Origin of the sequence: Caulobacter endophyticus, assembly GCF_029543245.1 — a bacterium.
In the GTDB taxonomy this organism is placed as follows: Bacteria; Pseudomonadota; Alphaproteobacteria; order Caulobacterales; family Caulobacteraceae; genus Caulobacter; species Caulobacter endophyticus_A.
In genome coordinates this window covers 33,579-45,775 of sequence record NZ_JARQWV010000022.1, presented here as the reverse complement: position 1 = coordinate 45,775, position 12,197 = coordinate 33,579, and the positions used below count along the sequence as shown (strand labels likewise).

Annotated in this window: 11 protein-coding genes; 9 read left to right on the top strand and 2 right to left on the bottom strand. The window is 69.2% G+C overall.

The window, feature by feature from the left end; all coding sequences use genetic code 11:
* Nucleotides 1-1,323 carry an MFS transporter gene (locus tag P7A99_RS19515; RefSeq protein WP_277795421.1) on the bottom strand — a complete coding sequence of 441 codons (1,323 nt, stop codon included), beginning with the start codon at nt 1,321-1,323 and terminating at the stop codon, nt 1-3.
* Between the two features lie 223 nt (nt 1,324-1,546).
* On the opposite strand from P7A99_RS19515, the gene P7A99_RS19510 reads away from it, so the two are divergent.
* The 9 genes from P7A99_RS19510 (at nt 1,547) to P7A99_RS19470 (ending at nt 10,476) form a co-directional block, all read left to right on the top strand.
* A complete protein-coding gene (locus P7A99_RS19510) occupies nt 1,547-2,392 on the top strand; it encodes a VOC family protein (RefSeq protein WP_277795420.1) in 846 nt (281 codons plus the stop codon).
* Nucleotides 2,393-2,430: 38 nt separating this feature from the next.
* Complete coding sequence (locus tag P7A99_RS19505) at nt 2,431-3,789, top strand: carotenoid oxygenase family protein (protein WP_277795419.1); 1,359 nt, start codon at nt 2,431-2,433, stop codon at nt 3,787-3,789.
* A 37-nt stretch (nt 3,790-3,826) separates the two neighbouring features.
* Nucleotides 3,827-4,258 (top strand): putative quinol monooxygenase, encoded by a 432-nt coding sequence (locus tag P7A99_RS19500; protein ID WP_277795418.1) that lies wholly within the window; start codon nt 3,827-3,829, stop codon nt 4,256-4,258.
* 112 nt (nt 4,259-4,370) lie between these two features.
* Nucleotides 4,371-5,378, top strand: coding sequence for an aldo/keto reductase (locus P7A99_RS19495; protein WP_277795417.1), 1,008 nt, complete (start codon nt 4,371-4,373; stop codon nt 5,376-5,378).
* 287 nt (nt 5,379-5,665) lie between these two features.
* Nucleotides 5,666-6,049, top strand: coding sequence for a YciI family protein (locus P7A99_RS19490; RefSeq protein ID WP_277795416.1), 384 nt, complete (start codon nt 5,666-5,668; stop codon nt 6,047-6,049).
* Nucleotides 6,046-7,332, top strand: a complete 1,287-nt coding sequence (locus P7A99_RS19485; protein ID WP_277795415.1) for an RNA polymerase sigma factor — start codon at nt 6,046-6,048, stop codon at nt 7,330-7,332. Before P7A99_RS19490 ends, P7A99_RS19485 begins: the two co-directional genes overlap by 4 nt.
* A gap of 61 nt (nt 7,333-7,393) precedes the next feature.
* A complete protein-coding gene (locus tag P7A99_RS19480) occupies nt 7,394-7,918 on the top strand; it encodes an SRPBCC family protein (RefSeq protein ID WP_277795414.1) in 525 nt (174 codons plus the stop codon).
* 570 nt (nt 7,919-8,488) lie between these two features.
* Nucleotides 8,489-10,078: a DEAD/DEAH box helicase gene (locus tag P7A99_RS19475; protein WP_277795413.1), complete on the top strand. Its 1,590-nt coding sequence runs from the start codon at nt 8,489-8,491 to the stop codon at nt 10,076-10,078.
* 140 nt (nt 10,079-10,218) lie between these two features.
* Nucleotides 10,219-10,476 (top strand): aa3-type cytochrome c oxidase subunit IV, encoded by a 258-nt coding sequence (locus P7A99_RS19470; protein ID WP_277795412.1) that lies wholly within the window; start codon nt 10,219-10,221, stop codon nt 10,474-10,476.
* 146 nt (nt 10,477-10,622) lie between these two features.
* Here the strand turns inward: P7A99_RS19470 and P7A99_RS19465 are convergent, their stop codons facing one another.
* Complete coding sequence (locus P7A99_RS19465) at nt 10,623-12,080, bottom strand: coniferyl aldehyde dehydrogenase (protein ID WP_277795411.1); 1,458 nt, start codon at nt 12,078-12,080, stop codon at nt 10,623-10,625.
* Between the last annotated feature and the right edge of the window lie 117 nt (nt 12,081-12,197).

Below are 12,197 nucleotides of genomic sequence, written 5' to 3'. Positions count from 1 at the left end.
TCAGTCCGATCGGGCAGGGCCGCTGGTCCTGAGCGCGACGAGGCGTTCCACTGCCGGCGGCCAGATCACCAGCAGCGCCACCAGGGCCGCGCCCAGGCTGATCACGCCCATCGCCGACTGCAGCGCGGCCTCGCCGCTGAACACCCGCTCTGCGACCAGCGGGACCAGCGTGGGGCCAAGGCCGATGCCGACCAGGGCGGTGACGGCCAGCGACAACGCCACGGTGGTGGCGCGCATCTCGTTGGGCACGCTTTCCTGCATGACCACATGGCCGATCACATAGCCGCTGATCGAACCCAGCGCCCAGACCGCGAAGGCCAGGGCGATCTGCCCGCCGGTCTGGGCCGCGAGCGTCGAGATCGCGCCGACCAGCGCCAGCAGATAGCAGGCCAGCAGCAGGGCGGTGCGCGAGGGCGCTCCCCATCGTCGGGCAAACCGGTCCGACAGCGCCCCGCCGGCGAGCGACGCCACGACCCCGCTGGCCGTCAGCGACAGGCCCACCAGGCCGCCCGCCTCCAGCGAGGTCATGCCGTGACCGCGCTGGAGCAGGGCGGGCAGCCAGGCGATCAGGGCGTAGTCGCCCACCCCCAAGGCGCCCTTCACCAGACATACGCGCAGCACCATCGCGTTGTCGGCGATCAGGCGGCCCAGCACGGCGGAGACGGCGATCAGGCCTGCGCTGTGGCGACGAACGGGCTCGCGGATCAGGAAGAGCAGGGGAAGCAGGACGAAGCCCGGAGCCCCCGCCAGGACCAGCAGTTGGCGCCAGGGCGCCAGCGCAGCGATCCCGGGCGCCCAGGCGAACCATCCGGCCTGGATCCAGCCCAGCAACACCCCGCCGATGAACAGCGCGCCCCCTGCGCCGAAGGTCGCGCCCAGCGAGAAGACCCCCAGCGCCAGTCCCCGGCGTCGTGGCGAGAAGCAGTCGATGATAAAGGACGCCGCCGCCGGGACCAGCGCCGCTTCACCCAGGCCCACGGCCACCCGCGCCGACAGGAAGCTCCAGAAGTCGCCGGCCAGGCCGCAGGCGATCGTTGCGGCCGACCATAGCGCCAGGCCGCCGGCGATCAGGTTGCGCCGGTTGACGCGGTCGGCCAGGCGCCCGGCCGGCAGGCCGGCGAGGGCGAAGATCACCGCGAAACCCGCGCCCTGGAGCAGGCTGACGTCGAAATCCGTCAGCCGAAGGTCGCTCCGGATGGGATCGACGACCAGGTTGATGATCAGCCGGTCAGTCAGCGACAGCAGCAGGGCGGCGCACAGGAGGGCGACGGCGCGCCAGCCAGCCGCCGAAGATTCCGCGTCGTGGTCCGTCTCGTCGATCATGATCGTGATGATTGCCCCCGATTCCGGCGAAGCTCCAGCGCTCGCGCGCTTGACTAGGGCCCCGCCGCCCCGTGTCGAAGTTAAGCGTGGTTAAGCCGCGCCGTCCCGCTTTTCGGAGGCCGCGCTTAACCGCGCTTAACTCGCAAATCGCCGGCCTCCGACCGATGATCCTCACAGGGCGCGCCCCTCCAGAGATCGAAACCCACGGATGAGGAGACCGACGATGAGCGAGCAAAAAGAGCCGACCTCCGCCGGTCTGGAACGCCGGGACGTGCTGCGCGCGGCCGCCGGCGCGGTCGCCCTCGGCGCGGCCGCGGCCCCGGCCACCGCCCAGGAGGCGACCCGCGTCCGCGCCGGCCGGATCATGGAGGGCTCGCTCGGCGCCCGGCTCCAGGGCGTCCAGCACTTCGGGCTGACCGTCCAGAACATGGATCGCGCCTTCGCCTTCTACACCGAGGTGCTGGGCGGCGCGGAGATCATGCGCGACGGCGACTTCCAGGGCGAGCGGATCCACAACACCCTGCTGACCGCCGAGGAAATAGAGTCGCGCGAGCGGCACGTGAACCCGCGCGCCAGGGGCGTGCCGGACCTGCGCGGCGGGACCCAGCGCCTCGACGTGCGCTTCGTCCAGTTCGACAACGTCGTGATCGAGCTCCTGCAGTACCGCGACGCCGACCAGCCGATGGGCGGCCCCAACGCCTTCGCCGAGCCGCTCGACCACATGAGCCCGGCCTTTCCGCGGATGATGCACATCTGCTTCCACATCCGCGACGACGCCGACTTCAACGTCTTCATTCGCGACCTGGAGGCCGAGGCCGCGCGCCGGGGCATGACCCAGGTCCGGGCCAACCGGGTGCTGACCGTCGCCTCGGAAGCCGACCGCAAGGCCGCGCCGCTGGAGGCCAACTCCAACGGGATCACCGAGGGCAAGTCCGCCGGCTGGCGGCTGATCTACTGCCGGGGCCCCGAAGGCGAGCAGCTCGAGTTCGTCCAGGCCCTTGGCCCGGTGAAGAAGACCTTCGACGACGCCCTGGCCGCGCGCCGCGCAGCGGTGGCTCCCACGCGCTGACGGACGGTCCCGACCCGATCACGCCAGGGGAGGCGGCCATGCTGTCCACCGAAGTCTCCTACAAGACCACGGACAACCCCTATCTCTCGGGCGTCCACACGCCCATGACCGAGGAACTGACGCTACGGGACCTGCCCGTGACGGGTGCGATCCCCGCCGCCCTGACGGGCCGCTACCTGCGCATGGGGCCCAACCCGATAGCCCCCAACCCGGACAAGCATCACTGGTTCGCCGGCGACGGCATGATCCACGGCCTTCGCCTGGAGGGCGGCCGGGCGCTCTGGTACCGCAATCGCTGGATCCGCTCTGACGCTGTCGCCAAGGCGCTGGACGAGCCGCGCACGCCCGGGCCGCGCCACCTGTTCGACACCGTCAACACCAATGTCGTCAGGCACGCCGGCAAGGTGCTTGGTGTGGTCGAAGCGGGCAGCACGCCCGTAGAGATCGGCGATACTCTGGAAACCCTGCGCTACACCGACTTCGACCAGACCCTGAAGGGCGGTTTCACGGCCCATCCCCACGTCGACCCGCTGACCGGTGAAATGCTCGGCGTCTGCTATGACGCCAGCAAGTGGCGCTCGCTGCGCTACGTGGTGCTGGGCCCTGGCGGCCGGATCCGCCGCGAGGTCAGGATCCCCGTCCGCCACGGTCCGATGATCCACGACTTCGCCTTCACCAGGCGCTTTGCGATCATCCTCGACCTGCCCGTGACCTTTTCCCTGACCGCGGCGGTCACCGGCCATCATTTCCCCTACCGCTGGAACCAGGCTCATACGGCCCGGGTCGGGCTCCTGCCACGCGAGGGCGGGGCCGGGGACATCACATGGCTGCCGGCCGACCCCTGCTTCATCTTCCACGCGGCCAACGCCTACGACGCCGCCGACGGCACGGTGGTGCTCGACGTCATCGTCCACGACAAGATGTTCTGGCGGCGCACCTCGGGGCCGGATTCCGAGCGCTGCGCCTTCGAGCGCTGGATCCTCGATCCCGGCGCGGGCACGGTGGAGCGGGTCGTCATCGATCCAACGCCCCAGGAGTTTCCGCGCCAGGACGAGCGGCGGCTGGGGCAGGCCTACCGCTACGCCTACACCATGGGCCTGGCCGATCCGTTCCTGGGCACGCGCCTCTTCAAGCACGACCTGGTGGAGGGCGGACGGCTGACGCACGACTTCGGGCCGGGCCGCCACCCTTGCGAGTTCGTCTTTGTTCCGGCTCACACCCAGGCCGGAGAGGACGAAGGCTGGCTGATCGGCTTCGTCATCGATGCGGGCGCCCGCTCGACGGATCTCGTCATCCTCGACGCCCGGAAATTCGAAGCCGCGCCGGTGGCCAGCATCCACCTGCCGCACATCGTTCCCCCCGGCTTCCACGGTTCCTGGATCGCCGGAGCCGACTGACACGCGGCTCTTCAGCCACTCAAACAGGAGACAAGTCATGCGCCTGCTCTCGGCCAATCGTCTGGTGCTCGTCATGCTGCTTTCGGCCGGCGCGAGCACCGCTTCGGCGGCGGCCGCGCCGCCCGCGGCCCCGCAATCCACGGGCGTGCACTACGCCCAGATCCCTGGCGAGGCCTATGCCGTCGTCGCCCGCGTCCAGGCCAAGCCCGGCAAGGAGCAGGCGCTGCGCGAGGCGACGCTGCCCCTGATCGCCAAGGTCCGCGCCGAGCCCAACAACCTCGTCTACTTCCTGCAGGAAGACCGCGAGAAGCCGGGCCACTTCGTCTTCTACGAGATCTTCGCCACAAAGGCCGATTTCGAGGCCCACAACGCCACGCCGCACGTCCAGGCCTGGTTCGCCAGGCTTCCCGAGCTGGCCGACGGCGGCGTGCAGGTGACCCGCATGGAGATCCTCGGACGCGGCCGCTGAGGACGCGGGGGAGGGCGGAGCCGCCCGGCCATTGCTGGGGCGGCGCGCCGCCGGTCGTGCGATGATCTGTGAAGCGGCGAGCCGGCCGGCCGCCAAGGTGGAGAGAGAGAAGATGGCGCTCAAGGAGATCCTGCCCGGCAAGCTGGGCTTCGGCGCCGCGCCGCTCGGCAACATGTTTCGCGACATTCCCGAAAGCGAGGCGCTGGCGACGGTGGAGGCGGCCTGGAACGACGGCATCCGCTACTACGACAACGCGCCTTTCTACGGCGCGGGTCTGGCCGAGATCCGCATGGGGCAGGCGCTCGCAGGCAAGCCTCGCGCCGATTACGTGATCAGCACCAAGGTCGGCCGGGTGATCCTCGACGAGGTCGAGGACGTCAGCGCCCGCGACCTGGGCGAGAAGGGCGAGGTCTTCAAGTACGGCCGGCCCAACCGGATCGTGAACGACTATTCGGCCGACGCCACGCTGCGGTCGATCGAGGACAGCCTCCAGCGCCTCGGGACCGACCGCATCGACATCGCCTTCGTCCACGATGTGGCCCAGGACTTCTACGGCGACGAGTGGCTCGGCGTCTTCGAGACCGCGCGAAAGGGCGCCTTCAGGGCGCTGGATCGGCTGCGCGACGAGGGCGTGATCAAGGCCTGGGGCCTGGGCGTCAACCGGGTCGAGCCGATCGAGTTGCTGCTGGCGCTCGACGAGCCGCGCCCCGACGGCTTCCTGCTCGCCGGTCGCTATACGCTGCTGGACCACGGCGCAGCGTTGCAGCGCGTGATGCCGGCGGTCGCCGAGCGCGGCCTCGGGATCGTGGTAGGGGGCCCGTACAGCTCCGGCGCTCTGGTCGGCGGCCCGAATTTCGAATACGCGCCCGCCACGCCGGAAATCCTCGACAAGGTCGCCCGGATCAAGGCGATCGCAGACCGCCATGGGATCAGCATCAAGGCCGCGGGGCTGCAGTTCGCGCTGGCCCATCCGGCGGTCGCGGCCGTCATCCCAGGCGCCAGCCGCCCAAGCCGGCTCGCTGAGGATCGCGCGGCCTTGCAGGAGACGATCCCGCCGGATTTCTGGCGAGAACTGTCCGAGGCGCGCCTCGTCGATCCCGCGGCGCCGCTGCCTTCATGAGCGGACGCCCGCGCGCCCAGGTTCGCAGACCGCTCGGCGACAGACGGGGCAGGAATATATTCCCAAACGGCGGGACAAGCGGTGACCCGCCCAAGCGCTTCAATATACATCGCCTAAGGAATATTATCAGAAATAATCTTCAGCGTGCTCTCGGCGTTCAAGGCTGCATCCGGCCGTTCGTATCGGTCTTCGTGCGCCACACGGTCGATTTTCTTCGCCGGCGGTGTCGGCGTGCGTCCTGTGACGACGTCCTTGGCTCACGGCGACGTCGCCGACGGAGCTTCGCGATGATCTACGCCATTCTCTGCTATCACATCGAGGACGTCGTCGGCGCATGGAGCCCGGCGCATGACGAGGCCGTGATGGCGCGATTGGGCGCGGTGCGCGACGACCTGGCCGATCAAGGCCGCCTGAGCCTGTCGGCTCGGCTTCTGCCGACCACCACGGCCGTGACCCTGCGCAAGGACCGCGAGCCGCCGCTGCTGGTCGACGGACCGTTCGCCGAGACCAAGGAGCAATTGCTCGGCTTCTATGTGATCGATTGCACCGATCTCGACGACGCCGTCGCCGCCGCGCGTGAGTTGGCGCGCGTAAACCCCGGCGGCTGCTACGAAATCCGCCCCGTGGCCGAGATCTGGAAATCGAACGCCGTTCACGGAGCGGGCGCATGACCGATCCTGACTGGATCGAGGCGGCGCTGGTTTCGGCGCGCCCCCAGGCCATGGCGGCGCTGCTGCGCTATTTCCGCGATCTGGACACCGCCGAGGAAGCCTATCAGGACGCCTGCCTGCGGGCCTTGAAGTCCTGGCCCGAAAAGGGTCCGCCGCGCGATCCCACCGCCTGGCTGATCCTGGTGGGCCGCAACAGCGGGGTCGACGCCGGCCGCAAGCGCAGCCGCCAGACCGCCCTGCCGTCCGACGAGGTGCTGACCGATCTGGCGGCGGGCCTGGACGACGCCGAGACCGCGCTGGCCGAGCGCCTGGACGGCGCCGACTATCGCGACGACATCCTGCGGCTGCTGTTCGTCTGCTGCCATCCGGACCTGCCGGCCACCCAGCAGATCGCCCTGGCCCTGCGCATCGTCTCGGGCCTGTCGGTGCGCCAGATCGCCCGCGCCTTCCTGGTCGGCGAAAGCGCCATGGAGCAGCGGATCACCCGCGCCAAGGCTCGCGTCGCCAAGGGCGACACGCCCTTCGAGGCGCCCAGCCCGACCGAACGCGCCGAACGGCTGCTGACGGTGATGGCCATGGTCTATCTGGTGTTCAACGAGGGCTATTCGGCCGGCGGCGTCGAGGCTGATGCGCGGCGGCCGCTGTGCCACGAGGCCCTTCGGCTGTCGCGCCTGCTGCTGCGGCTGTTTCCCGCCGAGCCCGAAGTGATGGGCCTGACCGCGCTGATGCTGTTGCAGCACGCCCGAACACCGGCGCGGCTCGACGCCGACGGCCTGATCGTGCTGCTCGAAGACCAGGATCGCGGCCTGTGGGACAAGGCGATGATCGCCGAAGGCCTGGCCCTGATCGACAAGGCCATGCGCCACCGCCGGCCCGGCCCCTACCAGGTCCAGGCCGCGATCGCCGCCCTGCACGCCCGGGCCGAGCAGCCGCAGGACACCGACTGGGCTCAGATCGACCACCTCTATGCCGCGCTGGAGCGGCTGACCCCCTCCCCGGTCGTCAGCCTCAATCGGGCGGTGGCGGTCTCCAAGGTCGCCGGCCCGCAGGCCGCGCTGGACATGATCGCGCCGCTGGAGGAGCGCCTGGCCGGCTACTTCCACTTTCACGGCCTGAAGGGCGCACTGAACCTTCAGCTCGGCCGCGATCACGACGCGCGCGAGGCGTTCCAGCAAGCCATCGCCCTGGCCGGCGGCGCGGCCGAAGCCGCCCACATCCGCCAGCACCTCGACCGGCTGCAGTCCGAGGGCGAGAAAAATCGAAGCGCGGTGTCGGAAGGCTGACGCTCCGCGCGTCCTTGTGGCGAACGGCCCGGAACGGGCCACGCTCAGGGAGAGCTTTCCGATGCTGAAGATCATCGCCGCCGTCGTCGTCCTGGCCCTGGGCGGCCTGCTGGTCGCTGCGGCCCTGCGTCCGCCGTCCTTCCGGGTCGAGCGCTCGGTGCTCGTCAACGCCCCGCCCGAGACCGTTCTGGCCAATGTGGCCGACTTCAAGGCCTGGCGCGCCTGGTCGCCCTACGAGGCCCTCGACGCTGATCTTTCGCGCACCTACGGCGGAGCCGAACGCGGTGTCGGCGCCACCTACGCCTGGGCGGGCAAAAAGGCCGGAACCGGCCGGATGCGGATCCTCTCCGCCACAGATCGCGAAGTCGCCATAGCCCTGGACTTCGAAAAGCCCTTCAAGGCCAGCAACACGGCAGCCTTCACCGCCGAACCCGCCGGCGACGCCACGCGGGTCACCTGGGCGATGTCGGGTCCTGCCCCTTACGTCTCGCGGCTGATGGGCCTGGTCTTCAACATGGACAAGATGATCGGCCGTGATTTCGAGACGGGTCTGTCCAATCTGAAATCCGTCGCCGAGCGTAACTAAGATCCCCTTCCCTTCATGCTTCCGGAGGTCGGCATGGCCCGTTTCCTACTGCTGAAGTTCGAACCCGCCCCTTCGCCGCGCGCCGCTCCGGCCGAAGCCGAGTGGCGGGAGCCCGCCTTGCCTCGGCGATGCGAAGATCTCGACAGCGCCGCCAGGCCGAGCAGGAAAGCTGCGACCGGTCAAAGACGAGATGCCGATCCACATCCGCATCCCTAGGCCGGTGTCGCTCACGACGGCTTCAGAAAAACTGGGGCGCACAAATCCATACCAATTCAGTAGTAATTACTCAGCGCTGTCTTCCTCCCCTTTGGCGGCGCCGAGGCGAGCGCCGCCCCGCCAGGACGATGCCGATGGCTCCGGTGTCCTGGTATGGTCCTTCGGGGGAAGGATCGGGACGGCGCTCGCCCTTGACCCCGGCGCCCCACGCCCCATCTGGAAGACCTGTAGGCCCCGCGAAGATTGACTTTGCGGCGATTGCGCCTATTTATCCGCACCTTCGGAGCAGGTCTGGCGAATCCGCGCCGCCCGCTCGCCCAAGCACGGGCGGCTCCGAGTCCAGACCAGCGTGACATGACCGAATTTTCCGACCTCGGGCTTTCGCCCACGACCCTTCAGGCGGTCGCCGACACCGGCTACACGACCGCCACCCCGATCCAGGCCCAGGCGATTCCCGTCGCCCTCGCCGGCCAGGACGTCCTGGGCATCGCCCAGACCGGCACCGGCAAGACCGCCGCCTTCACCCTGCCCCTGATCGACAAGCTCGCCTCCGGCCGAGCCAAGGCCCGCATGCCGCGCGCCCTGGTCATCGCGCCGACCCGCGAGCTGGCCGACCAGGTCGCCTCCAGCTTCGAGAAGTACGCCAAGGGCACCAAGCTCTCGTGGGCGCTGCTGATCGGCGGCGTCTCGTTCGGCGACCAGGAAAAGAAGCTCGACCGCGGCGTCGACGTGCTGATCGCCACCCCGGGCCGCCTGCTCGACCACTTCGAGCGCGGCAAGCTCTTGATGACTGGCGTGCAGTTCCTGGTGGTCGACGAAGCCGACCGCATGCTCGACATGGGATTCATCCCCGACATCGAGCGCATCTTCAAGCTGACGCCGCCCAAGAAGCAGACCCTGTTCTTCTCGGCGACCATGCCGCCGGAAATCACGCGCCTGACCAAGCAGTTCCTGCGCGATCCGGTCCGCATCGAGGTGGCCAAGCCGGCCACCACCAACGCCAACATCACCCAGCGCCTGATCAAGGTTCCGAGCTCTGACCCCAAGGCCAAGCGCCTGGCCCTGCGCACCGTCATCGAGAAGGCCGCGCCGGAAACCGGCATCGTCTTCTGCAACCGCAAGACCGAAGTCGACATCGTCGCCAAGTCGCTGAAGGTGCACGGCTTCGACGCCGCCGCCATCCACGGCGACCTCGACCAGAGCCAGCGCATGAAGACCCTGGCCGACTTCCGCTCGGGCGCGCTGAAGATCCTGGTGGCCTCGGACGTCGCCGCTCGCGGCCTCGACATCCCGGCCGTCAGCCACGTCTTCAACTACGACGTCCCGCACCACGCCGACGACTACGTGCACCGCATCGGCCGCACTGGCCGCGCCGGCCGCACGGGCGAGGCCTACATGCTGGTCACCCCGGCCGACGACAAGGGCTTCGACAAGGTCATCAAGCTGATCGGCCAGACGCCCGAGGAAGAGGTTCTCGACGTCGACTACAGCAACGCCGTCACCGTGCCGCGCGAAGGCGACCGCCGCCGCGGCCGCGGCGAGCGTCCGGGCCGCGAGCGTGGTGAACGCAGCGAGCGGGGCGGTCGTGGCCGTCGCGAGCGCGCCGACGCCGCTCCGGAAGCCGAAGTCGTCGAAACCGTCGCCGCCGAGGCTCCGGCCGAAGCCCCCGCCGCCGAACGCACCGAGCGTCCGGAACGCGAACGCAAGCCGCGCCGTGAGCGTTCGCGCGACCGCGCCGCCGCCCAGACCGCCGAGGCCGGTCCGGTCGAGGAAGTCGCTCCGGTCGCCCGCCCCTCGCGCGAGCGTCCGCCGATGCCGGTCCGTGGCGTCCAGCCGGTTCGCGGCCGCGAGGACGACGACGATCGCCGCGTGGTCGGCTTCGGCAACGACATCCCCGCCTTCCTGCTTCGCGCTCCGCCGAAGCTGGCCAAGGTCGAGGACTGATCGACCAGGACTGACGAGCGCCTGAAAACGGCGTAGATTGGCCGGCGTGCTCCACGGAGCCGCCGGCTTTTTCTTTGCCGACAATCGCGTCGCTAAAGGCGGCTCCGCGCGTTTTTCCCGAAGCCTTCGGAGGAACCGCCATGGCCGACTTCACACCGCAGCAATCCGATCCCGAACTGCTGGTGCACGAACGCACCTACCACGCCTTCAGCGTCTTCGTGCGCTGGTCGATCGTCGGCGTCGCCGTCGCCCTGACCGTGCTGACCCTGTGGTTCGCCACGCCGGCGGGCTTTCTCGGCGGACTGATCGCGGGGGTCGTGCTGGGCGTGGCCGGCTATTTCGCCGTCATCCGCCACGAGCAGCACCAGCCGCTGGATCTTTGGACCGAGGGGCGTTGACCTGACCCTCCCCCGGAAGGGGGAGGTGGCCCGAAGGGCCGGAGGGGGAAGTCTCTTCCGGCCACGTTGAAGTTGTCGACGGCAGTAGTCGCCTCCCCCTCCGCCGGCTTCGCCGACACCTCCCCCTTCGGGGAGAGGGTTTTGGCTTACCGCTTGATCTGCCCGGCCAGGTACTTGCGGATCCCCTCGCCGTAAGGCGGACGCAGGGCCAGCATCGGGCCGATGTCCTTCTTCAGCTGGTGGAACACCGCCTTGCGGTGGCTGAACTCGCGGAAGCCGTCGTGGCCGTGATAGGCGCCCATGCCCGCCGGGCCGACGCCGCCGAACGGCAGGTCCTCCTGCGCCACGTGGAAGATCACGTCGTTGACGGTCGCGCCGCCGCTGGTCGTGGCGGCCAGCACCCGCTCGCGCTCGGCCTCGTCGGTTCCGAACCAGTAGAGGGCCAGCGGCCGGTCGCGACGATTGACGTAGTCGATGGCGTCCTCGATCCGGTCATAGGCCTTCACCGGCAGCAGCGGGCCGAAGATCTCGTCCTGCATCACCGCCATGTCGTCGGTCGGCTTGAGGATCAGGGTCGGCGGGATCTTGCGGTGCTGCTGCTGGGAGAAATCCTCGCCGGCCGGGTTCAGCTCGACCACCTTGCCGCCCTTGGCCTTGGCGTCGTCGACATAGTCCTTGACCCGATCATAGTGCCGCTGGGCCACCAGGGCGGTGTAGTCGGGGTTGTCCTTCAGCGTCGGAAAGCTCCTGGCCACGGCCGCGCGGGCCGCCTCGACGAAGCGATCGACGTCCTCGGCCGGGGCCAGCACGTAGTCGGGCGCCAGGCAGATCTGGCCGGCGTTCAGCGTCTTGCCGGCCATCACCCGCGCCGCGGCGGTTTCAAGGTCTGCCCCGCGCGACAGGATCACCGGGCTCTTGCCGCCCAGCTCCAGCGTCACCGGCACCAGGTTCTCGGCCGCCGCCCTCATCACATGCTTGGCCACCGAGGTCGCGCCGGTAAACAGCAGATGGTCGAAGGCCAGGCCCGCGAAGGCCTGGCCGATCTCGGGCCCGCCGGTGATCACGGCGATCTCGTCTTCGTCGAACGACTTGGCGAACATCGCCTTCAGCAGGTCCGAGGTCGCGGGCGTGTACTCCGAGGGCTTGATCATGGCCCGATTGCCGGCCGACAGCACGCCGGCCAGCGGCGCGAAGGTCAGGTTGACCGGGAAGTTCCACGGGCTGATCACCCCGACCACGCCCTTGGGCTGCCAGCGCACCTCGGCCTTGGCGCCGAACAGGCCCAGCAGCGCCGGCGTCGTGCGGCGCTTCTCGGTCTTCATCCATTTGTGCACGTGGTCGCGGGCGTGCTTGAGCGGACCGATCGAGCCGGCCACGTCGGTCAGGGCCGTGGCGTCCTTCGACCGCACGCCGAAGTCGTCGCCGACGGCCTTGGCGATTTCGGCCTGATGGTCGACCAGCAACGCAATGCAGCGGTTCAGCCAGTCGATCCGGCGCTCCACCGGCGGCGCGCCGTCGCGCAGATGAGCGGCCTTCTGCCGCTGAAGAATGATCTCGAGGCCGGCCTTGGCGGCCTCCTGGCCGAGATTGGCGGGGGCGTTCATGCGGCGTTTCTCCCGAAAACGGCCTCTCGGCTCATCTTATCAGCGTTCAGAATGCTTTGGAGTTGTGCCGGGCGCAAGGACCCCCGCGCAGCCTTAACCGCTCGTTTGAACTCTCGT

Excerpts from the sequence above, each read along its gene's own strand:
- P7A99_RS19515 (WP_277795421.1), bottom strand. The coding sequence starts at position 1,323 with ATGATCGACGAGACGGACCACGACGCGGAATCTTCGGCGGCTGGCTGG.
- P7A99_RS19505 (WP_277795419.1), top strand. The coding sequence starts at position 2,431 with ATGCTGTCCACCGAAGTCTCCTACAAGACCACGGACAACCCCTATCTC.
- P7A99_RS19490 (WP_277795416.1), top strand. The coding sequence starts at position 5,666 with ATGATCTACGCCATTCTCTGCTATCACATCGAGGACGTCGTCGGCGCA.
- P7A99_RS19510 (WP_277795420.1), top strand. The coding sequence starts at position 1,547 with ATGAGCGAGCAAAAAGAGCCGACCTCCGCCGGTCTGGAACGCCGGGAC.
- P7A99_RS19470 (WP_277795412.1), top strand. The coding sequence starts at position 10,219 with ATGGCCGACTTCACACCGCAGCAATCCGATCCCGAACTGCTGGTGCAC.
- P7A99_RS19480 (WP_277795414.1), top strand. The coding sequence starts at position 7,394 with ATGCTGAAGATCATCGCCGCCGTCGTCGTCCTGGCCCTGGGCGGCCTG.
- P7A99_RS19485 (WP_277795415.1), top strand. The coding sequence starts at position 6,046 with ATGACCGATCCTGACTGGATCGAGGCGGCGCTGGTTTCGGCGCGCCCC.
- P7A99_RS19500 (WP_277795418.1), top strand. The coding sequence starts at position 3,827 with ATGCGCCTGCTCTCGGCCAATCGTCTGGTGCTCGTCATGCTGCTTTCG.
- P7A99_RS19475 (WP_277795413.1), top strand. The coding sequence starts at position 8,489 with ATGACCGAATTTTCCGACCTCGGGCTTTCGCCCACGACCCTTCAGGCG.
- P7A99_RS19465 (WP_277795411.1), bottom strand. The coding sequence starts at position 12,080 with ATGAACGCCCCCGCCAATCTCGGCCAGGAGGCCGCCAAGGCCGGCCTC.
- P7A99_RS19495 (WP_277795417.1), top strand. The coding sequence starts at position 4,371 with ATGGCGCTCAAGGAGATCCTGCCCGGCAAGCTGGGCTTCGGCGCCGCG.